Origin of the sequence: Methanosarcina sp. UBA5, assembly GCF_002505485.1 — an archaeon.
Lineage (GTDB): Archaea > Halobacteriota > Methanosarcinia > Methanosarcinales > Methanosarcinaceae > Methanosarcina.
In genome coordinates this window covers 60,343-81,447 of the sequence record NZ_DAVG01000099.1, presented here as the reverse complement: position 1 = coordinate 81,447, position 21,105 = coordinate 60,343, and the positions used below count along the sequence as shown (strand labels likewise).

General features: G+C 38.8%; 19 protein-coding genes. 6 read left to right on the top strand and 13 right to left on the bottom strand.

Annotated elements, in window-relative coordinates; translation table 11 throughout:
• Positions 1 to 386 precede the first annotated feature (386 nt).
• Positions 387 to 620 carry a DUF2795 domain-containing protein gene (locus BP621_RS11460; RefSeq protein WP_292390026.1) on the top strand — a complete coding sequence of 78 codons (234 nt, stop codon included), beginning with the start codon at positions 387 to 389 and terminating at the stop codon, positions 618 to 620.
• Between the two features lie 363 nt (positions 621 to 983).
• Here the strand turns inward: BP621_RS11460 and BP621_RS11455 are convergent, their stop codons facing one another.
• Positions 984 to 1,283: a carboxymuconolactone decarboxylase family protein gene (locus BP621_RS11455; protein ID WP_292390024.1), complete on the bottom strand. Its 300-nt coding sequence runs from the start codon at positions 1,281 to 1,283 to the stop codon at positions 984 to 986.
• A 225-nt stretch (positions 1,284 to 1,508) separates the two neighbouring features.
• Here BP621_RS11455 and BP621_RS11450 point away from each other — a divergent pair, with 225 nt between their 5' ends.
• Positions 1,509 to 1,631 (top strand): hypothetical protein, encoded by a 123-nt coding sequence (locus tag BP621_RS11450; RefSeq protein WP_292390023.1) that lies wholly within the window; start codon positions 1,509 to 1,511, stop codon positions 1,629 to 1,631.
• Between the two features lie 223 nt (positions 1,632 to 1,854).
• On the opposite strand, the gene BP621_RS11445 is transcribed toward BP621_RS11450, so the two are convergent.
• The gene (locus BP621_RS11445) at positions 1,855 to 2,382 is read right to left on the bottom strand and encodes a GNAT family N-acetyltransferase (protein WP_292390020.1); all 528 of its coding nucleotides are present in this window, start codon (positions 2,380 to 2,382) and stop codon (positions 1,855 to 1,857) included.
• 253 nt (positions 2,383 to 2,635) lie between these two features.
• Here BP621_RS11445 and BP621_RS11440 point away from each other — a divergent pair, with 253 nt between their 5' ends.
• Complete coding sequence (locus tag BP621_RS11440) at positions 2,636 to 2,830, top strand: hypothetical protein (protein ID WP_292390018.1); 195 nt, start codon at positions 2,636 to 2,638, stop codon at positions 2,828 to 2,830.
• 9 nt (positions 2,831 to 2,839) lie between these two features.
• On the opposite strand, the gene modB is transcribed toward BP621_RS11440, so the two are convergent.
• From modB to cbiQ, 5 genes are all read right to left on the bottom strand, one after another.
• Positions 2,840 to 3,523 carry a molybdate ABC transporter permease subunit gene (gene modB, locus BP621_RS11435; protein ID WP_292390016.1) on the bottom strand — a complete coding sequence of 228 codons (684 nt, stop codon included), beginning with the start codon at positions 3,521 to 3,523 and terminating at the stop codon, positions 2,840 to 2,842.
• 11 nt (positions 3,524 to 3,534) lie between these two features.
• Complete coding sequence (gene modA / locus BP621_RS11430; RefSeq protein WP_292390013.1) at positions 3,535 to 4,368, bottom strand: molybdate ABC transporter substrate-binding protein; 834 nt, start codon at positions 4,366 to 4,368, stop codon at positions 3,535 to 3,537.
• A gap of 342 nt (positions 4,369 to 4,710) precedes the next feature.
• Positions 4,711 to 5,568, bottom strand: coding sequence for a YihY/virulence factor BrkB family protein (locus BP621_RS11425; RefSeq protein WP_292390011.1), 858 nt, complete (start codon positions 5,566 to 5,568; stop codon positions 4,711 to 4,713).
• Between the two features lie 221 nt (positions 5,569 to 5,789).
• On the bottom strand, positions 5,790 to 6,620 hold the full coding sequence (locus BP621_RS11420; protein ID WP_292390010.1) for an energy-coupling factor ABC transporter ATP-binding protein: 831 nt from the start codon (positions 6,618 to 6,620) through the stop codon (positions 5,790 to 5,792).
• A 7-nt stretch (positions 6,621 to 6,627) separates the two neighbouring features.
• Positions 6,628 to 7,452, bottom strand: coding sequence for a cobalt ECF transporter T component CbiQ (cbiQ, locus tag BP621_RS11415; protein ID WP_292390008.1), 825 nt, complete (start codon positions 7,450 to 7,452; stop codon positions 6,628 to 6,630).
• 874 nt (positions 7,453 to 8,326) lie between these two features.
• On the opposite strand from cbiQ, the gene BP621_RS11410 reads away from it, so the two are divergent.
• The 3 genes from BP621_RS11410 (at position 8,327) to BP621_RS11400 (ending at position 11,236) form a co-directional block, all read left to right on the top strand.
• Complete coding sequence (locus BP621_RS11410) at positions 8,327 to 9,199, top strand: class I SAM-dependent methyltransferase (RefSeq protein ID WP_292390006.1); 873 nt, start codon at positions 8,327 to 8,329, stop codon at positions 9,197 to 9,199.
• Positions 9,200 to 9,651: 452 nt separating this feature from the next.
• Positions 9,652 to 10,401: a nicotianamine synthase family protein gene (locus BP621_RS11405; RefSeq protein ID WP_292390004.1), complete on the top strand. Its 750-nt coding sequence runs from the start codon at positions 9,652 to 9,654 to the stop codon at positions 10,399 to 10,401.
• Positions 10,394 to 11,236, top strand: coding sequence for a nicotianamine synthase family protein (locus tag BP621_RS11400; protein ID WP_292390001.1), 843 nt, complete (start codon positions 10,394 to 10,396; stop codon positions 11,234 to 11,236). Before BP621_RS11405 ends, BP621_RS11400 begins: the two co-directional genes overlap by 8 nt.
• A 324-nt stretch (positions 11,237 to 11,560) precedes the next feature.
• On the opposite strand, the gene BP621_RS11395 is transcribed toward BP621_RS11400, so the two are convergent.
• From BP621_RS11395 to BP621_RS11370, 6 genes are all read right to left on the bottom strand, one after another.
• Positions 11,561 to 13,114: a flippase gene (locus BP621_RS11395; RefSeq protein ID WP_292389998.1), complete on the bottom strand. Its 1,554-nt coding sequence runs from the start codon at positions 13,112 to 13,114 to the stop codon at positions 11,561 to 11,563.
• Positions 13,115 to 13,135: 21 nt separating this feature from the next.
• The gene (locus BP621_RS11390) at positions 13,136 to 13,501 is read right to left on the bottom strand and encodes a hypothetical protein (protein WP_292389997.1); all 366 of its coding nucleotides are present in this window, start codon (positions 13,499 to 13,501) and stop codon (positions 13,136 to 13,138) included.
• 1,354 nt (positions 13,502 to 14,855) lie between these two features.
• Positions 14,856 to 16,334, bottom strand: coding sequence for a NosD domain-containing protein (locus BP621_RS11385; RefSeq protein WP_292389994.1), 1,479 nt, complete (start codon positions 16,332 to 16,334; stop codon positions 14,856 to 14,858).
• A 463-nt stretch (positions 16,335 to 16,797) separates the two neighbouring features.
• Positions 16,798 to 16,953, bottom strand: coding sequence for a DUF1328 domain-containing protein (locus BP621_RS11380; protein WP_292389992.1), 156 nt, complete (start codon positions 16,951 to 16,953; stop codon positions 16,798 to 16,800).
• A 553-nt stretch (positions 16,954 to 17,506) separates the two neighbouring features.
• The gene (locus BP621_RS11375; protein WP_292389991.1) at positions 17,507 to 18,691 is read right to left on the bottom strand and encodes a DUF1015 domain-containing protein; all 1,185 of its coding nucleotides are present in this window, start codon (positions 18,689 to 18,691) and stop codon (positions 17,507 to 17,509) included.
• A 77-nt stretch (positions 18,692 to 18,768) separates the two neighbouring features.
• Complete coding sequence (locus tag BP621_RS11370) at positions 18,769 to 20,139, bottom strand: MBL fold metallo-hydrolase (RefSeq protein ID WP_292389990.1); 1,371 nt, start codon at positions 20,137 to 20,139, stop codon at positions 18,769 to 18,771.
• Positions 20,140 to 21,105 lie beyond the last annotated feature (966 nt).

The window sequence follows — 21,105 nt, the reverse complement described above, 5'->3', positions numbered from 1 at the left end:
AAATATCTCTCTTGTTTCGTTAAGTACACATATTTTTGTTCAGATTTCTCTTTTCTTAATATTATCACGGAAAATTACTAATCTACAAGATATATTGTTACTAAAATAAATTAAAGTATTAATTTTTAGCATATTATTTCAGAATGATGTTAAGATTTAAATAGTAACTCGTCATTTTAATTCATACTAAAAAGTTCAGCTTCCTTCTAAAACTTTGAAAAATATTGATATTCTGCAAGGAAGGAAGATGTCGTTAAGTTCTAGAGATAAAAATGATAGAGATGGCATTCTGCAAAATATAATAATCTTCGGAAAAGGAGCATCGAAACGCTGCGGATGTCACCAGGAAAATTTAAGGAGCTAAACAAAAGTAAAGGGGAAATATAATGGAAACTGAAAGTAAAAGCGAATATACCACCGAGCTTCCTGTGGAAATTCAAAAGATGTTAAAAAATCTAGATTTTCCTATAGAAAGAAACGGGATTATTGAACAAGCAAGAAAGAGTAAAGCAATTCCGGATATACTGCGTGAACTTGGCATGCTTCCAGACAAGAAATACAATAATGCTGAAGATATCGCCGAGGAACTTCATAAAACTTACATGGGGGTCCCAGCCTAAAAAAATATGACTTATTTTTTCATTTGTTTTAATAATCTGCCGCATCTGCGGCAGATATATTTTCAGGCTCTCCTGCTATTGATTTATAGAAAATACTTGTAATTTTATTTCCCTGAACAACCATCAAAAACAATATTTGTGACAGAAGTATTTGAAATTATATTTCCATCGTTCTGAAGTAAGGAACCATGATAAAGTGCCCTATTCTCACGACAGTTATTCAAATCATTTATTTGTGTGATTCTGGAGCAAGGTAATGGTTTTAGCTTCAATGCCAGGAATTTGGACTACTTTTTGCTCCAAAATCGGCACAGAGAAGCGAGAAAACCCCTTTCCCGATGTAATGGACTTCTTTTATATTGTCTACAGAATGTCCTTCAGGGCTTCTGAGGCTGTATAAACGCTTCCAACTCCAAAAATGTACTGAGTTATCCTTATTGCCTGCATTACTTCTTCTTTTGTTGCCCCTGCCTGCATCGCCTGACTTGCGAGGAATTTTACTCCGTTTACCGCACCATTAGCCGCATCCAGGGACATTGCAAGCAGGAATTTGTACTTGAGAGGAATTCCGCCTTCCACAAAAGCAAGTTCGCGTGTATTTTCAAGCAGGGTAAATAATTGAGGGTCCTGATCCACAATAACCTGTAATGGATTTTCTGTCAATGTACCATCTCCTTTTCTTTTGAGGAAATCTTTATTTTATTGCCTGTTCCGTTTTATTAGATTCTGATTATTAATTATTATACCTATCAATCAATTTAAAATCCTTCCTCCTAAAAAACGATAAATGCAGAAGAAGAAGGAGAAGTGAAAGAAGGGAGATAGAAAGAAGAAGGCAGAAAGAGAAAGAAGAAAAAAATAGATCAACGCAAAAGAAATAGATAAAGAATGAAAGAAAAAAGATCAAAAGGAGAAGGTAAAAAAGAAAGAGAAAAGGATCAAAAAAGTAAACCGGAAGGCAAAAGGGCAGAGTTATTTTTTCATAGCGTACATTTTTCGGTAAAAAATTAAGGAAGTTTTAGTGTAATGAGGGCATCTGTCTTTTGGGGGGAGGAACGGAGATGGATGGAGGGTGTTTAAAAGAAGAGTTCACAGATGCCAAACCTATTATAATACTTATAAATATATAAAATTGAGTTTATACGGCGGTTTTATGGGATTTGCTGGAAGTACTTAAATTATTTTCTGTAAAAACTCTTTTATTTTAGCTCCTCTATATTTGTGGATAGATTCTTCATTTCCATTCAAATTCGTAAGCTATGGTTCCATCTTCCGGGCCCTTTCCTTTTAAAAGAAAACCATTCTTTTCCAGGACGCGAATTGAGGCTTTCAGATGAGGGTATGTATAAGCTACTATACTGTCTCTTTTGAGGCTGGAAGAAGCCCATTGCACCATTGATTGAACTGCTTCGGTTGCATACCCCCTGCCGTGATATTCGGGAAGTACAGAATACCCGATTTCAAACGTTCCGTTCTCATGGGCAAGAAACCCTCCACTGCCTATCAAGACAGGCTGTTGAGGATCTTTCTGGCGGAGAATCCAGTAAAAACTCCAGATTCTGCGTTCTCTGGCCTGGATTCGGCCTAGAAAATCTTCGATCACTTCAGGCGTTATCTGCTCAGGCGGCCATTCATCGGGGACATAAACGTTGAGAGTCGAGGCAAAAGCCGGACGGTCGTGCAATTCCAGAAGATACAGCTCCGAGGTGGCAGGGAGCAAGCATAAACGTTCGGTATTGATAGAAGATGAAATCAAAGACATGTATCGAATTTGGATATACTCTTACATAATGTTTTTGATGATATACTTTTAATCTCGATCTACATCTGCAACTTTTAAAATGGAAATACACTGGTTCTGAGCGAAAATAGGAAATTCATTCAATATCAGATGAAGAGGTGAATGTTAAATTAATAAATAAGTTCAAAAATTCAGGTTTAAATTAATTAAAAAATAGGATTAAAAAATATAAGTTTAAAAGAATAAAAATTCAAAAAATTAAAGAAATAATGGCATGAACCCGTTTTCGTTCTGGGCACAAGCGGGAAGCCTGAAGTGCCTGGACTTGGCTTCAGGTATGATACGGATGAACACTGGGCCCCTTCCCAACCCTACAGGACTTCCAGGTGTGTTTGAGGGTTATACGCCTCCTCACTACACGAATATGCGTCAGGCCGTAGACGCCTTACAGAAGGAAGTTCGGTCCTGAAACTCAAAATTAGACCTCTAACTTTTCTCTGCTAGCAATTTTTCCGGTAAGAGCAATGGACAGTAGAGACATAACAGTAAGAACTAAAACCAGCACATTGGCGAGTTCGTCGTTTCCTGCTTGAAACGCACTGTATATTGAAATTGACATTGTGTTCGTTTTTCCAGGGATATTTCCTGCAAGCATGAGAGTAGCACCAAATTCTCCGACAGCTCTTGCAAAACTTAGTACCAGGCCTGCTATTATGCCCCTTTTTGCAAGGGGCAAGGTTATAAGAAAAGCAGTTTCAATCTCACTTCTTCCGAGAACATAAGCCGCATATTCAAGCTCTTTATCCACGGATTCAATTGCGGCCTGTGCGGTTCTTACCATTAGAGGAAGAGAAACCGTATAGGCCGCAATAACTCCAGCTTGCCAGGTAAACATGATTCCAGTGCCCGTAATGCTGTAGATTAATTGTCCAATGAGTCCGTTTTTACCTACTATCATTACCAGAAAATAACCGACTACCGTAGGTGGAAGTATCAGAGGAAGTGTTATCAACAGTTCTGCGAACTCTTTTCCCCGGAAATCGCACCTTGCAAATATATAAGCCAGGAATACTCCGCTGCATAATACGAGAAAGGAAGAGATGGCAGCTATCCGGAATGTAATCGATATAGGAAACCATATCTGGCCAAGCATTGGAGTCATATTTTATTCCGTTATTTGGATTCTGCTGTAAATCCGTATTTTTCCAGCGTTTCCTGTCCTTTTTTTCCTGTAACGAAATCAATGAATTTCTGTGCGTCTTCTTTATGCTCGGAAGAAGAAACTATGGCTATCGGATAGTTTACAGGAGTACTAACAGACACATTTGTGACGATTTTGATAGTTCCTGGTTTTGCAGTCATTGCGTCACTCATGTATACAAAGCCTGCGTCTACTTCTCCTCTTTCCACGTATGTAAGTACCTGTTTGACGTCTTCAGCAAGTACTCCCTTATTTTCAAGCCGACTCCACAGACCCACTTCAGTCATTGCAGCGCGTGTATAATTTCCGACAGGGACTGTATCAGGATTTCCAATGCCGATTTTCTTAACTTTAGGGTTAGTAAGATCTTTCACGCCAGTGATGTTAAGGGTGCTGTTTGCAGGGACAATAAGTACAAGTGAATTCTTGACAAAATTCTCTCTTGAACTATTATCGATAAGGGTCTCATTTGCAAGGGTGTTCATGTTTTTCTGGTCAGCTGATGCAAAAACATCTGCAGGAGCTCCTCCCTCAATCTGCTTACGCAGGTTACCTGAACTTCCAAAATTGAAATTCACATCTATGTCAGGATTTTCGGTTTCAAACTTGGATTCCATATCTGTAAAGGCTTCAGTAAGGCTGGCAGCTGCAGATACTGTTATAGCATCAGGCTCCTGATCAGAAGCCGAAGTGTTTGCTGCTACTTGGGTACCCGTTTCGTTTGTAGCTTTGTTTCCATTATCAGTACATCCTATTGCAAGGAACACACCTAATATTACTAACAGAACTATCAGTTCTTTTCTCATAATTTCACCTACACAAAATATTTTTTGTTATAATTACTTACGCGGTTGAACTAAGAATCGATAACAATGAAACTTCAGCAGTATAAATCACTTCTTTGTTTTTTCTATATTTGCATCCTCTGAAAATAGTGATATTATGTATAAATTGTGTTACAAACATGGTGTTATGTCTGAAAAAACATAACGCTTTTCTTTTTTGACTTTGATAGTATAAGAAGATTCCCAGTGTGGATCTTACAAAAGATATTAAGGATTGAGGCATCTCCTTGATAAACGACTTTATAGCGTGATTCTAAAGCAATCGAATAGTAATAAACAATATAAGAGGAAATTAAACAAAAATTAAACCTTATTTCCGGAGATAAGCCTTCTGGATTCCGAATAAACTTTTGTGAACTCCGCGCCAAGCGTAATCATGATTGAGGAATAGTAAAGCAGAAGAAACAATCCTATGATAGATCCTATTGCTCCATATACACTTGTAGGGTTATTATATGCAATAAAAAGTACAATAGCGTACTTTCCTATTGTTACAAGAATTGCCGTTACGAGAGCCCCTACAAAAATGGATTTGGAATCAAAACTCTTATCGGGAAGCACTTTATACACCAGTATGAAAAAAATCACAAGAATAAGAAAGCTGGCTATTGGACCTGTGTAATCAGCAATTACAGGTGAAAACGGAAGAAATTGCTGGAACAAGTTTGAAGCAGCATAAAGAAATCCTTCAACAAATATGCTCATTACAAGCAGCCCTCCAAAGAAAATAACAATAACAAAAGAATCCACGGCATTCTTTACAAAATCCTTGAGATTATTAGCTTCATCAGGCTTGATATCCCACGCTCGCTCAAGGAAATTCTTCAATTGCCTGAAAATATTACTTGCACTCCAGAGCAGCAGAATAAGACCAATTAATGCACTTATTGACAGGGAGCTAAGTTCAGGAATGCGTTCGAAAAGTAAAATTATCATGTTTATAATTACTTCGTCTGTAACCCCCTCTAAATGATTGATTATAGTTTCCTGAAGACTTTTTGATTTCAAAAAAATACTGCCTATAGATACAGATAGTAACAGGAGGGGAGGAAGACTCAACATAAAATAAAACGCCAGTGCGGCGCTGTAAGTCATTGCATCATCTTCCAGCCATTCCTTTATTGTTCTGGTAATCAGATTTCTTACGTACCCCCAGCTCATATTTTCCCCTAGTTTATAAGGCACTGCACTTTTATTAAATATGTCTTATTAAATATTGTGGACTTTGTTATTCCTGCAAAGGATGAAATAAAAAGAAAAACAAAGATTATTGACGAAGAAAAAAAATAAAATAAAAAAGAATATTTAAAAGATTTTTTAATATATATTGTATGAAAAACGAAAAATAATCACTGAAAATAATTTTAATGAAATAAAGCAACTTAATTTTTGTGCTCGTGTATATGCTCTCTATAGTGGGCATGCAGATGTTCATGCATAACCTTGCCGTGAACGTGCATATGTTCATGGATCAAATTTGTAGAAAGTAAAAGTTCCCTGTTATTGAGCACCTTTTCCACATCTCCATCCACAACAATTCTATGATCTTCGCCCATTACTATGGCTCTTTTGCTAATTTGCGCTACTGTCTCAAGGTCATGAGTGGCGGTAATTATCGTCTTTCCCACTCTCCCAAGCTCCTGCAATAGCTCTACCAACCAGAGCTGAGTCCTTGGGTCCAATCCTGCGGTGGGCTCATCCAATAGAAGGACATCAGGGTTATTAGCCAAAACAGCGGCTATACAGACTTTTTTCTTCTCTCCTCCACTCAGGGTATGAGGAGATCGATCTTTAAGCTTGGTAATTCCAATTAATTCCAAGACTTCTGTCACTCTGGTTTTGACTTCTTCCGGAGTCATATTGAGCTGCATGGGTCCAAAGGCAACTTCTTCAAAGACTGTGGATGAAAAGAGTTGCACATCTGAGTTCTGAAAGACAAATCCAACTCTTTTCCGGAAGTAAGACCTAAATTCATTATCTTTAATGGCATCGAAAACCTCTTCACGTATCTGACTGTCAAAAGCATAGAATTCTCCCAAAGTAGGATATATAAGCCCATTTAGAAGGCTCAGTAGAGTCGATTTGCCACTGCCGTTAGAGCCCATTATAGAGATTTGCTCACCTGGCGTCACCCTGAAGCTAATATCATTTAATGCATTTATTTTTCCAACATACGTATATGATACATTCCTCATATCAAAAATTGTTTCCATGTTCATATCACCTTATGATGTTCTGGGAGATCAACACTAGCAATACGCTCATGGATACCGTAATTGCTCCTGAAATGTAATCGCGATTGCGCATTTTGAACTCCTGCATTATCTTAACATCACCGTTGTATCCCCTAGACATCATGGCTGTATGGACTTTTTCGCTCATATCCAGAGACCTTATTAGCGTGTAGCCTATGCGTCCACCAACCCACTTCTGCTCATCGAACATGCCTCCAGTCTTTATGGTTCTGGCTTTCTTGGCAATGTATATTTCTCGCACCATATCAGTTAGCAGAAAAATATACCTGTAAGCCATCTCCAGCGTGAAAACATAGATTTTAGGAACGCCCACCGAGCGCAGAGACTTAAAAAGAACCTGATGAGGTGTGGTGAGAAAAAGCAAGACTACTACAGACACGCACGCTGCGACACGCATTGTAAATATTACAGCAGAATTGACGCCCTGTTTAGTAATATAGATACTATCAGGCAGTGAAAATGGTCCCAAATGAGTTCCAGGGCTGAGGTATGCTAACCTGATCAGAGGATCTCCTGGAAAGAAGACATTGAAGATCATTGGCATGGCGATTATTCCTGCAAAGATAGGTATGAAGAGCCACACTCGTTTGATGAAGAATAAGAGATCGATCTTGCTGATATATGCAAACAGCAGCGTAAGCATATAAACAAAGATCAGTAATCTAAGGTCTCTGATCAAACTAGTTGCGAATATCAAGGTCAGGAAGGAAACCAGCTTGGCTCTAGGATCCAAACTCTGTAGAAAACCATCGCACTTGGAAAAGTTATCTGAAACAAAAGCTTCCTCCAAAAAGCCAAAGATTCCATCAATTGTCTTTCCTATGAAACCCTCTTACCTTAATGCTTCGCCGAGCATCGACATGGACCAGTATCCGTTTCTTTCATCCAATCTGGAATCATCATTCACCTGCTTTAAAGCCTAAATTTCAATTAGTACTAAATATTGTATGAAATAATAATAAAAACCCTGTAAAGGAGAAGGAACTAACGCACTGGACAACATACTTTCGAAAACTAGCTGAAAACCTTTTCCACACTTACCAACTTGAAAGTAAAAATATCCATCTATTAACGGATCTGGTAAAAAATACATTCCTTGATATGGATGCCGCTGTTCCGTTAGGAAAGCTGGACGGGAAATATAGCTTATGCAAACGCAGGTAACTAAATTCAGAGTTACATTCAATTCAGTGGAATGTTGCATTGTAGTTTCATATGTGCACATATTTTGATATTGATATAATATCTATCAATAAATTATATCAATTTGTGATATTTATTATGAAAAAAACGTATATTTATATCATTTAAGATACTATATTCAGCAATATAGTATCAAATTGGATAGAATAAGGATGATTCGGCTTACAATATTAGGCCTTATTCTTGGCAGTGTGCCAATTTTTCTGTAAAATTACAAATTTTAAAAAGTTATCAACTCGAAAACTCGATATTAGTAGACTGATTTCATGTACTGTGCATAAGAACTTGACTTTGAATTTACAGCAAATTAGGGACACTGTCTCATTCTTTCTACATTGTTCATTCTCTGTTGAATTGTATTTAACAGGTTAAAGACCGTTAACTCAATACTCTAGGAACTTTTCCCGCAGGGAAATAAACTGAGCAAGCTCATGATTTTTGGGCATGAATTATCAACTCAATTGAAAAACGGATGCAAAAACGAAAATTTTCTAAAATCGAATCAAGGAAACCCAAAAACATGCAAAAAAAGGGTATTTAAGGCCTTTCATTGTGAATTTATTGGAGGAATTTCTATAGACTGCAAGAAAGTTATCGCCAGCTACTGGAATATAAGGTCTTCCACGTACACAAATGGAGTAAATGGCTTTGATGAAGAAGAACGCGCTGTCTGGAAACAAATATTTGAAAACTCCCTGTCTTCCAGTAAGCGTCTAAATGTACTGGATGTGGGAACAGGTGCTGGTTTTCTTGCCCTACTTTTTGCTGAGATGGGGCATAAGGTAACAGGAGTAGATCTTTCTTTAGGTATGCTTGAGAAAGCAAAGCATAACGCACAGAATATGGGCCTTGAGATTGATTTTTTCCATGGGGACGCGGAAAACCTGCCTTTTGAAGACAGTTATTTTGATCTGGTCACGAACAAATTCCTGTTGTGGACTCTCCAGCAGCCTGACTGCGCTGTTAGGGAGTGGAAGAGGGTTCTTAAACCAGGGGGTATGGTTTTTGCCATTGATGGAGACTGGTTTGATCCCCGACCAAGCAGGCGCATTAAAAGAACGGTTTATGAGTGGGCAGACAGGTTTACAAAAAAGAATCCGCACAATTCGGTCTTCAAGGACTGTTATGGGCCTATCCGGAGTTCTTTACCTCTCTATGAGGAAATAAGTCCGAAAAAAGCCTCTTTCCTATTTTCTGAAAATGGGTTTGTAAACACTTCAATAAATCTCCTTCTGGAGGTACAGAACTTTAAAAAAAGTAGGCAATCATTTCCACAGAGAATTCTAGGGAGTAACTCAATTTTTCTGATATCGGGACAGAAAAAGATAGAATAATTTCCTCTGTTACTCTGAATATGCAAAATGCAAAAATGCCCGTAACTATTCAGCTTATATAAAACAAAAATGCCCTGACATTTTTATTTTTCACGTCGTTAATAATTACTTCTTTTTTATTCTTGTATTTTATTGGTTAATTTAAATTTAATTTCTTACATCCGTTCTGTTCTGTAATACATAACGAGATTAAATTTTCAGATATTATGACTCATAAAGAATATAGGAAATATTTATATACATCTTCAAATTTTGGACTATATATTGACTAATATAATTATTTTTATAAAAATAACCATTATAAAGAAGGATCCAACCCCATGAATAGTTCAATAAGTGAAGAAAGTATCAACACTTCACCCATATATCAGGGATATGGGCGGGATTTATACGAACTACGAAATATAAAATCCCATATACTTCATTTTTATAATAACATTCAATCTTGCGATATGAATAAAATTGCCGAGCTTAATCTCTCTTATCTTTATGAAATATTCTCCGAGCTTGATGAACTTGGACATCTAAATGTTTCTGACAATCTCTGTCAGGCCTTACTTAGAGACCCGGTAATCAGCTCGGTCCTTCCTGCAATTTACACCAGTTATACCCATTTTTTTAGTATACATGAAACTCAGCTCGCAAGAAAAATTCTAGCTTGCAAAGAACCCTGGAAAATGTTAGAATCTTTTTCCCTCTATGCTAGATACGAAGATATGATTAAAATCCATGTCCAAAACTCTTCCCAAATTAAAATACTGGCATTTCTAGGCTGCGGCCCCCTTCCTATCACCTTACTGTTTTTTAGTAAACTATACGGAATTCGCTGCATCGGCATAGATCAGGATCCAGAAGCAGTGGCTCTGGCAAAAAGCTGTGTAAAACATTTTGGCCTCGAAAAAGAAATCAGTATTATCGAGGGTGACGAAAACTCACTTGCTGATCTCGACTGGGACTCTGTGCTGATAGCAGGGCTCGCTGAACCTAAACAACGTATTTTCAGGAACCTCCATTCGATTATAAAAAATCGAAAACCAGAATCTGAAAAACCTATTTCAGTGTGCTACCGTGACTATAGCGGTATGAGGCAGTTGCTTTATTGGCCAGTAAAACCAGAATATATCAAAGGGTTCCGAAAAATAAAAGAAATTTATCCCGATGGAAAGGTAAACAACACCCTGATCTTCCTGGAGTGTGAGTAACATTCCAAAAATTGAGACCGCACTCTTAATTGCTGAACTTCAGCAGATTCATAACCGTGTGAAGGATCTTGAAGAGAGAGATATTCTGGAAAGTTCCTCTGCTGAATTGCAGGAGATATTTCAAAGATTAGATGAACTCACTGCCCTGGATATGGATGAAGCATCCACAGAGATGATCCTTAAAAGTCCGGAATTTGACTCTTTGACGACTTCAATTTCAAACTTTAGATTTTTATACAATCTCAAACTTGAAATAGAAGAAGCAAAAAGCCTCATTGAAAGCCCAAATCCTTGGGAAACCCTTCAGAATTTCACCTTTTATTCAAATTACTTACAGCTTGCTAGAACCGAATATACAGATTCCGGCCTCAAACCAGAAGACCATGTTCTTTTTCTTGGAAGTGGCCCCCTCCCCCTGAGTTTGATAGTGCTATGTCATGAATATGATCTTCAGGGAATCGGAATTGAACAGGAAAGAGAAAGAGCTTGCATCTCTCGCAAGGTAATTGACCATCTAGGACTTTCCAAAAGAATCCAGATAATAGAAGGAAACCACTTCAGCTTGCCACTTGAATCCGTCTGTGAGCTTTACATGGTCGCTGCCCAGGCTGAACCCAAAAGAGAAGTGTTCGAACAGATCGCAAAAGTCCTGTCTGTGGGAAGTAAAGTCTCCTATCGCCTCTATGAAAAGGGTATTCGAAGAGTTCTGGACGGTGGTTCTTTATTCAAGTTGCCTTCCGGATTTGAAGAATATTTAAGGGTTCAGCCGGAACCTCCAGTTAATAATACGGTTGTATTTCTGAAAAAAGTTAGAACCGACTCACTAAATGAGTGAAATCAAGCAAAAGTAAATCTCTCGTGATTATTATTGGTTAGAACTTTGAGATCTTATGATGTTAATTTTGAGTTGATCCCAAAACTCAAAATTGCTTCTCTAACTCTCGTATTTGAAATAATCAATCGAGTTTCGGATCATGAAAAATAGTTCTGAAACTCTCACTGATTTTGAGACTAAAATTGGTTTTGGGATGAGTTCTGGATGAGCTCTAGTACTGTCTGTATCTTCTTTTCGACTTTTTTCACTTTAATTTGTGAAGTTTCGGGTTTCTGATCCTCTTCAAATAGAAGGGGTGCCGGCTTTCTTCGCACCGAAATCAAATCATGATGCAAGGGTTTTAAGTGGTTCGGGGATGTGGAGGCTAATGTTGTACCTGATATTCTTCCGAATCTCGCTTATCATTTTCATTTCATTATTGTCAAGTATTCTTGCTCTGTGGACAATCAGGAAATACCCAACTATGAAAGCTGCGTATTCCCAAGTTGCTCCGGTAAGCAAATGAATGTTCTTGGCTTCGAGCATGGACACAACTATAAGGAAAACAATCAAAGTCAATTTCCTATATGTCGAAGTGAATGGATGCATATTCTGCTTCTTCCAAGCCCTTAAAGTCATCAGGACTTCGATTGATGCAAAGGATACCGCAGTCCCTATAGCCGCACCTACCATGCCATACTCAGGTATAAGCATGAAGTTGATGACAACATTGATGCCTGCACTTGCTACTGAGCACTTCATAAGGAAATCCGAGTCCCCAGAGGCTAAAAGGGTATGATAATTAAATCCAAAATACGAATTTGCTATGAATCCTAGAGCAAGGATACGCAGAGCCGTGGCGCCAATTACATATTGCGCTCCGTAGAGTCTCGTGATAAAGTATTCGGGATACACGAATATCAACGCAAAGAGAGGAAATGTAAGCAGGAAGCACCATTTAGTTATTACCGCATAGATTGAGCCGAGGGGTGCAGTATCGTTTTGGCCCCAGAGTCTGGATGTAACAGGGACATACACAAAACCCATGGAGGATACTACCAGAGACAGGAAACCTACAAGAGGGTACACTGCATTGTAAATTCCAACAATTTCAGCCGACTTAAAATAGCCGAGCATTATTGTGTCTATCCAGCTCATGATGTTGAGCAGAGTTGCAGTTATCAGGAGTGGGAACGAATGCCTTATTAATTGCCTGGTTGTGTCACCGAATTGAATTTTCCGTTCCTGCCTGACTGTCTGCTTGATTGGCGGCTTCTTTATGAAGTACACAGACATTATGCCGAAAGTAAAGACCATTGAAAGCAGATCCGCAAACACGACTCCCTTCAAGGAAGCCTTGATGAATACGGCGACTGCAGCAAACCCAAGTAAAGATACCGGCCTTATAATGTTATAGAAATACATGTTAACATTCGTACGGTCGAATCCTCTGTAGATTGCTACTGTCAGGTTCAGGAGTATGGTAAATGGAACCGCAAAGATAAGGGTCTTCACTACGGACAGGACTTTGCCCTGTGCGTCAAAGCCATTTCCTGCCAGAGTTTGGAACAGGGAAGGTGATATTAGAATTGAAAGCAAGCCTGCAATCAAGCCCATAAGCATGGCTGAGATTATTAATTCATGTACCTTCTGTTCCTCATGCCTGCCTCTGAAGAACGCAATATATCTTGGCACGCCTTCATTGAGTCCAAGGGTTGCGACTGCACCTGTAATTGAAATTATGGTAAGTGCAAGGGCATATGTGCCAAAATCTGCTGGCGAGAGATGTGATGTGAGCACTTTTTTAGTAATGATGTCGAGAAGCATTCCGATAAGGGTTCCTGCAAGTATTACGCCGGAACCTGTCACTATCCGGTTGACCGAGTCGTTAACTGACATGTTAACACCGTTTTATTGCGGTTAGTTCCCGACTTCCTGGGTCAACAGACAGGAGCAATATTCGGTTGCCTTGCCAGTAACTACTTGTAAAATGTTCTCAGTCAACTGCAGGTTAAAGCCTGATACGTCTTTCTTTGCAGTTTGCAGGAAAGGTAAGTCTGGTTTCTCAGCCTTGCAGGTACTACTAGATAGGGTACTGTTACGGTATGTAATGAAAAATCTCATTTCGGAGTTTAGGGTTTCAAAGTTAGCTGTTTCGAATTCCCTTAAACAACTGTAAGTTTTAAATTTGTCTGTGTATCGGTCTTTTTGCTCAATTTTTTGTCTGGCTGCTCCTTTCTGAGCTTCCAAGACAAGGTCTATTTCGGGTTTCTTGATAAGCTGCATGATTTCTTACGACCTTTTGGATTGGATCGGAGCTAAATCTTCGATTGGATCTCGGGGTTAACTTCCAAGGTTGGACCAAGGGTTGAGTCCTGCTGGGTCCCGAACTGGCTCGAATGCGGATCTTGAGTTAATCCTCGGTTGGGTCCCGAATGTTCGAAGCTGGATCTTGGGTTGAATCCGGGAAAACTGTTGTTGGATCGCAGGTTGGATTTTGGGTTGAATCCGAAGGACTCCTGTTGGATCGCAGGTTGGATTTAGGTTGATCGCAGGTTGGTTTTGGGTTAGATCCCGGGTAGGATCTTGTGAATTGCAGGGTGAATCTCGGGTAAGATTCAGAGTTGGGTTATGGAAGGCGGGTATGGGTTTTACCCTCCTTGCGTTAATTCTGATTTGCTTCTGCTGATTTGCTTCTTAGTTCAACAGACATCTTGTCTGCTCTTCGAAGCTCGGAATCTGTTTTTGCATTCCTGGATCGGCTTACGAAGCTCGTCGAGCCTTTTTCCTTTTTGACTCAATAAACGTCCGTAACCAATTTAGCTATCTCAGGGATGGCAGAGCTAATTCCGGATTATGTCGTTTTTTCTGAAACTTGAAGGAAAGAAACTCATTAAATATTATTTAAAGTTCCCCTCAGATTTCTACGAAGTACCTCATCGACTAAATATAAAAGCTTTACGGGATCATTCTGATATTATCATAATAAGGTAAAATAGCGTCCTGAAGGAAACCTTATTTAATATGTTTCCTGTCAGGAATCGACTGAATGTTGGTTTTTGGCTTTTGAAGCTTTCAACCGGAGGCATTTTTCAAAGTAATACAAAGCTCCAAATTGAGGAAATAAGCCCTCAAAGAGGTCTGACATTCTCTGAAAATCCGACTTACCCATTACGGATAATCAAAATTTCTTTTATTCGGTCAGAAGAACTCCTGGCACAGAGGAGTTTTTACTGTTGTTATTCAAGTGCAGTCAGGGTAGAGAAAACGTTTCCGGAGATAGGGATATCTCGAGAGTGAACTTTAAAAATATAATTATCAATCGTTTTGGCAATTTATTATAACTTTTCAAAATGTTTTTTAAATGACCTGCTAGAATTATTATGATTCAATTTGTATATAAATAGATATTCATCAATACCGGAGAAATAAGCGTCTTCGTCAGTATTTGGTAAATAAGAGTTCACAAGACTTTTCAATTTGCCTTCAAAGCCACATAAAAAAGAAAAATGGAGGTTTAAAACCCTCTATGCTAGTTAATTTTTGTTAATTCTATTCGGTTCATTAATTCTATTCGGTTCAGTTATCGTTTTTGCTGAATTCAGTTGTCGTTTGTACTTGATTCAGCTGCCATTTTCATTTAATTTCTTGGTTTTACTTTTTTGTACAGGAACACGGCAAGCAGGGAAATAGCTCCGTAAACGATTTCAAACCCTGGAGCGTCTGTTTTATTTTCAAGTGCGTATTCGACACTTGAAGTGTTTATATCTACATTATCCCCTCCATTAAAGTCGGCAGCTTCCGATCCAGGCTTTGAATCGTTAGTTTGGTTGTAAGAGGTCCCATTGCCGCCTGCTTCGACAACTTTGGTTACATTACCGATACTTCCATCTGCGCCTGTTGCATTTTCACCTGTTTCGTAATTCTCGGTTGTATTGTTCCCGGGACCGTTTTCAACAGGGTGCGTAACAATTACTGCGGCAGTTTTTGAAGCTGCTCCATTTTTATTTGTAACGCTGAGGGTAACAGTGTAAGTTCCGATTGTCGTAAACACATGAACCGGATTTTCCTCAGTAGAGTCGATTTTCCCGTCACTTTCAAAATCCCAGCTCCACGAATCTGCATTTTTGGAGAGGTCGGTAAACCGAACTAAAAGAGGAGCAGGACCATTGCTATTATCCATTTTGAAGTTTGCTACCGGAGGTATAGGTTGCTTCGGCCTGGAAGACGAAATAAGGGGTAACTGGTCAGAGTAGGTGCTCTGCGCGAGTCTGTACCCGAAATCTGCAATTCCGTCTCCATCCTCATCAACTGCGGTTTCTGAGAAACCTGTACCTCCAGGTTCTGCCCAGAAATTGCCTCCAAGGTAGGAACCGCCGACAATGTTCTTTCCTTCGGTCTTTGTTGTGTTGTAGGCGTTTCCGACTCCATTTTGAATCTCTGTATTAACGGTGTTGTTAAAATAGTTATTATAAATCAGATTGTCATCACTCTCTGGGCAGACGAAAAGGCCGTAAACGTCGTTTGAGGATACATTATTGCCCGTAAGCGTGTTACTGTCGGAAGTGCTGATATGGATGCCAGTACCATTATTATCCGAAGCCATATTTCCAGAGAGGGTATTATTGGTCGAGGCCGATAATAAGATCCCATATTCTCCGTTGTTCGTAACCATGTTATTTGAGAGCGTATTGCCTTTTGAGTTCAAAAGATAAATTCCATAACCGTTGTTCAGGATTTTGTTATTCTCAATGATGCAGTTATTACATCCTGAGAGATATATTCCTGTATAGCTGTTTTTTGTTCCTGTAATCCCAAGTCCGCTAATTTTCACGTTATCGGCCTGCAAGGAGATTACATAATTGTCTGAGCTCTTAGCCGTAATTATCGTGTCATCAGGATTCCTGGATTCCGAAGATATTACAAGGTTATCTTTGTCTATTTTGATATTTTCGGTATAGATTCCGGGTTTTAAGATAATTACATCACCTGAGACTGCATTATTCAATGCGGTTTGTATCGAATCTCCAGGCTGGACGTAAATCTCACCCGCCGCTCCGATACCCGAGCCCAGTGTTAAGAGAAGAAAGACTGCCAGTAAAATAGTTAACCTGTTCAATTTAATTCCCCAGTACATTCAAAGTATGGGTGATACTTCGATTAGTTTACCGGGAATTAATATAAAGTAATATAAGTATATTGGTACAAATTATGGTACAAATTATAATTAAACTATATTACTAGTATTCATGCGAGAAGATAACTTAAAAAAGTATCAGTTAAACTACTCAACCTGAGTTAACATTTATACAACCGGGATAAAATTAATCAAAGAAACCCGATATAAGCTAGCCCGACTGGTCTAAAAAATATAAAAGGTCTAATAATGAATCAATTAATATGAGCCGTCTTAATTGAGAAGAAAAGCAAACAAACTAATTTTCGATATGCCTGAGGAGTAATTGTCAGGCAAAAGTCGAGGAAAAGTAAACTGGCTTTGATTTTTTGATACTGATATTACTCTCTATCACCCCTAGTGCATAAGCTATCTTGAACCAGTGTTAACTTCGTTAAGGCTGCCGTCATAATAGGAACGAGATGATTGCAAGTATAATAAAGATTATAACGAGCCACTTTGCAATCTCCATTGAGAAACCGGCAATTCCCCGTGCGCCCAGTATATATGCAATCAATGCTAATACCAGAAAGACCACAGCAAGATATATCAAATCCGCCATATTTCACTCCCCCAGTGATTATTTAGCCAATAAATCAATTATTAGATTGAAGGTATTTATAATTTGACTGTCAAAGTAAGTCACTTTGTTATAAATGGACACATTTTTTTAATTGAAATCGTCCCTTTTAAGATTATATATGGATATTCTAAGTCCTTCCTGTTTATCGCAATTAAACAGCATCGGGTTCTGCAGTCAGACACTGAAACAGTAATTAAACGAAGGCACTAAGATAAATATGCAAGTCCAAAACTTCATGAAACCACAGTATCGTTTCATTCTGAAAATGAAAAATTAGCGCCATATCGAGTCTAAAAATGAAGAGGAAGAAAAAATAAGAAGAGTTAAAGAAAATAACGAAAGGTAGTAAAAGATAACGGTAGGTAAGGAAAGATAATAAAAAGTAAAGGAAAGTAATGAGAAGTAATTAAAAGGTAATGAAACGTAAGTAAGGATAATAAAAAGTAAGTAAAGATACTAAAAAGTAAATCAGAATAATAAAAAATAAGCAAGAGTAAAAAGAAAATAGAAAGAAACCACAGGGCACAAAACCTTATGGAACAATCTTTTTGGCTTCGATATAATATCTCTTCTCATTTTCCTTCCCAAGGGAAAACGATTTTCTCGGAAGAACCCCTTTCTTTTTAATTAGAGAAAAGAAATCTTTCTTTTTTAAAGAGGGAAGGAAGAAACCTATATTACCCTGCTTTTTTCCAAGTTTTTCCACGACTTCGGGATCATGCTCATATTCGATTGAATAATTGTCAATGACCTCGTCAAGGGTTTCGACCTCAAGGTCGTACACAGGATTATCAAAAACCAATACACCAGACCTATCTTTTGTAACAAACCCTATTGAATGTCCTGAGGCTGGAAAATCGGCATGTGAATAGCAGACCATGCCTTCTTCGATCCTTGCATTGAATTTTTTAAGCAGCTCTTCAGGGTCAATTCCGCTTACAACCCTGTGAATCGGTTCAAAGGAAAGCCCGGGGTCGTGAACATTTACAAGCTCAACCATTGCATACCTTGCAGGATGATCGGCCTGTACGGTCCCTTTAATTTGTTCCCAGAAGCTCTTTGCAGCAGCAAGGCTGTGGTTTCCATCACCAACAAGAAGGAGGCCCAGGTTCAGGATTTTCTCCGAAATTTCTTTAATTATCTTTTCATTACTGATCCTGTAACCCATGATGTGGCCGCCATTTTCCATCAGATCAAAATCATAAACCTTGTCCTCTTCACAAACAAAATCATCAGGGTTTCTGGGAATAACCGAGAAATAAGGATCATCGTATAAAACTAATATATGAGAAAGTTCTAATTCCGCGTTTTCCCTTATCCTGACTCTTGCGGGAAGCCTTTCTTTAATAGTGCCTTCCGTTGGTTTGATAAACGAGTCTGACCCGTTGAACTGGTATTCTTCCAGGTCGACCGCAACCACAAGCCCGGTTCTTTCCTTACCTGAGACCGAACGCCTTACGAGAATAAAGCAGGGGCCGTGATCAACAAGAAGATCTTTGTAGTCACTTAGAGTTTTATGAATCTTATTTACTCTATTTTCATCGAGAGGAAGATATATTTCCGGATAAATTAAATTAAAAGTAGAAGGAGCATTTCCAATAAATTCTTCAACTCTTTTCCAGTATTCCAGATCCTGAGTGTGCTGATCACAGGCAATCACTGCCCACTTTTCCCAATTATCCTTTGGAAGAAGAATGTGAGGAACATGTAAAACCATGGTAGATTAAAAAAAGAAAGAGAATATAAAGATTTCTAAATTCCTTTTCTGAGTGTGGATTAGAGCAAAAAATAAGGTCATTTTACTGTGCCATATCCGGCATTCTTCCATGCAGTCATGCTGCCAAGCACATTATATACGTTATTATAGCCGTGCTTTTTCAAAATCGAAGCTGCTATACTGGAACGCCTGGAACTGTCACAATAAACAATTACCCGAGAATCCTTCGGGACCTGATCCAGATTTTCCTCAAGCTCCCCAATGTATATATGTTTAGCTCCCTGAATGTGTCCCTCAGCCCATTCTTTCTTCTTCCTTACATCAAGTAGTGTCATTTCCTCGTGCTTCTCCAGTTCATTCTTCAGATCATGGACAGAGATAAAATTAAATCCGTCTACTGGTAAGGCTTTCATATACCAGGCTGCAATTCCGCCTTTCAAAAAACCCGCTATATTGTCATAACCCAGACGGATCAGATACCTTGCAGCGGTTTCAAGATGTTCTTTTTCTTCTAGCACGACGAGTATAGGTTTATTATAAGGAAGCAACCAGCCGGCAAATGAAGGTACTCCTCCGAGCCAGATGCTATAGGAGTTTCTTATATGCGCTCCTCCAAAAGAATGTGGCATGCGCGTATCCACGACCACTGCCCCTTTTTCCATTTCTACCCTGAACTCCTCAGGTGAAAACAGTTTTGGAACTGGCAGATCCTGCAGCAGAGGAGGGCCCTGCAGGTTGTACTGTTCCATTTTCATGAAGTAAGGAGGAAACTCAAGCTGCTCTTCAAGTTTGAACTTGATAAACTCTTCCTTTTTTGTCTTCTGCAGAGCAGGATTCTGGATACGCTCAAGTCCGAGCGTACTGTAGTCCCTTTTGGCGATAGCTCCCCCACAAACCGAGCCTGCACCATGCGCAGGACATAGTATTACTCCATCTCCCAGGGGAAGGATTTTGTTAAATATGCTGTCATAGAGATTTGCTGCCAGCCTTGGAGCTTCCTCCGGACCATACAGATCGGTTCTTCCGGTATCGCCTACGAACAGGGCATCTCCTGTAAAAACCATTACTGGCTCTTTTCCTGTATCAAGGTCTGTCAGGGCATAGGACATACTCTCGTCGGTGTGGCCTGGAGTATGTAAAGCCATCAGCTTCATTGATCCAAAATCGAACTCCTTGCCTTCATTCAAATAGTTTCCATATTTGAAATTCACTCCATGACCGTGATAAATCTCTGCACCTGTAAGCTTCTTCAGTTCCAGGGAACCGATTATGTAGTCCTCATTTCTGTGGGTTTCAAAAATATATTTTATATTCATACCTTCTCTTCTGGCAAGCTCGGCATAGACCTGACAGTCTCTTCGAGGGTCGATCACTATGGCTTCATCTTCCGAGCCAATGAAATAAGAAAGATGAGCCAACCCTTCCGATTTAATTCGTTCAAACTTCAAGCTAACCCCCCTTTAGCTGTATTTTATGTTTATGGGATAAGTTTCTGCCTGTTGCAGATTTCTTTCCTTTTTAGTATATAACAGGTATACTTCATATTTTTTGTGAAGAACCGAATTTTTCAGATAGACGTTCAGAAAGTACTATTGCAACATGAAAGAAATAAAAATATAATTTCAAACGGAAGTAAAAATCCAATATCAAGAGGAAGTAAGATTCCATAAAAACAGAACTCTAATATCAGAAGAAAGTATGGTTGTAATGTGGGTTGAATTCGAGTAAAATCAACTTGCGAGCGGTCACCCTACCCTAAAGGATGAGGTATGCTTTCGGGTAGCCCTTTAAAAATAAAACATCCAGAGATTCCATGGAGAGAAATGTCCGGATTGCGCGACAAAATGGTCCGGCGATTTTGGTCTTGATCTTGAAGCCATCTGGAACACAGCAGTGGATGATGTCTCATCCTTAAAACCGTTGATTATTAAGATTTTAAATTAAAAATGATTTATATCCGGCTTTTAGATTCAGTTTCTCACACTAATTTCTGAAAACAACACATCATATACGGATATTGCTCCTGAACATTACGCTAGATCTGGAGACCGTAAATCTGAAGCTGGCATCACAAGCTGCTATAATTTTGAGGTTTTTATTGAAAGTTCCCACCTTAATATCAGAGCCCACTTTGCACCGGTTTATTTTTTACAATATTTGATCATGTTTAGCCAATATGCGATTAAATCTTTAAGTTTATATATTATGAAGTACTCTAGGCTATTGGGCATCTGGGAAGGTCATAAGAGACCTTTTAACTCTTTTTAATAACCCCCCATACCCCCCAACTCCCCAATAACCGGATGCCCAATCCCCATTAATACCATATTTAACCTCTTTTATTATTCAATCTCTTTTATTTTCAGTATTCTTTGTCCAGAATGCACCTGCTTTCTCGTATTGTTAGAACATTT

Excerpts from the sequence above, each read along its gene's own strand:
- BP621_RS11460 (WP_292390026.1), top strand. The coding sequence starts at position 387 with ATGGAAACTGAAAGTAAAAGCGAATATACCACCGAGCTTCCTGTGGAA.
- BP621_RS11450 (WP_292390023.1), top strand. The coding sequence starts at position 1,509 with ATGAAAGAAAAAAGATCAAAAGGAGAAGGTAAAAAAGAAAGAGAAAAG.
- BP621_RS11445 (WP_292390020.1), bottom strand. The coding sequence starts at position 2,382 with ATGTCTTTGATTTCATCTTCTATCAATACCGAACGTTTATGCTTGCTC.
- BP621_RS11440 (WP_292390018.1), top strand. The coding sequence starts at position 2,636 with ATGAACCCGTTTTCGTTCTGGGCACAAGCGGGAAGCCTGAAGTGCCTG.
- modB (WP_292390016.1), bottom strand. The coding sequence starts at position 3,523 with ATGACTCCAATGCTTGGCCAGATATGGTTTCCTATATCGATTACATTC.
- modA (WP_292390013.1), bottom strand. The coding sequence starts at position 4,368 with ATGAGAAAAGAACTGATAGTTCTGTTAGTAATATTAGGTGTGTTCCTT.
- BP621_RS11425 (WP_292390011.1), bottom strand. The coding sequence starts at position 5,568 with ATGAGCTGGGGGTACGTAAGAAATCTGATTACCAGAACAATAAAGGAA.
- BP621_RS11420 (WP_292390010.1), bottom strand. The coding sequence starts at position 6,620 with ATGGAAACAATTTTTGATATGAGGAATGTATCATATACGTATGTTGGA.
- BP621_RS11405 (WP_292390004.1), top strand. The coding sequence starts at position 9,652 with ATGAATAAAATTGCCGAGCTTAATCTCTCTTATCTTTATGAAATATTC.
- BP621_RS11395 (WP_292389998.1), bottom strand. The coding sequence starts at position 13,114 with ATGTCAGTTAACGACTCGGTCAACCGGATAGTGACAGGTTCCGGCGTA.
- BP621_RS11390 (WP_292389997.1), bottom strand. The coding sequence starts at position 13,501 with ATGCAGCTTATCAAGAAACCCGAAATAGACCTTGTCTTGGAAGCTCAG.
- BP621_RS11380 (WP_292389992.1), bottom strand. The coding sequence starts at position 16,953 with ATGGCGGATTTGATATATCTTGCTGTGGTCTTTCTGGTATTAGCATTG.
- BP621_RS11375 (WP_292389991.1), bottom strand. The coding sequence starts at position 18,691 with ATGGTTTTACATGTTCCTCACATTCTTCTTCCAAAGGATAATTGGGAA.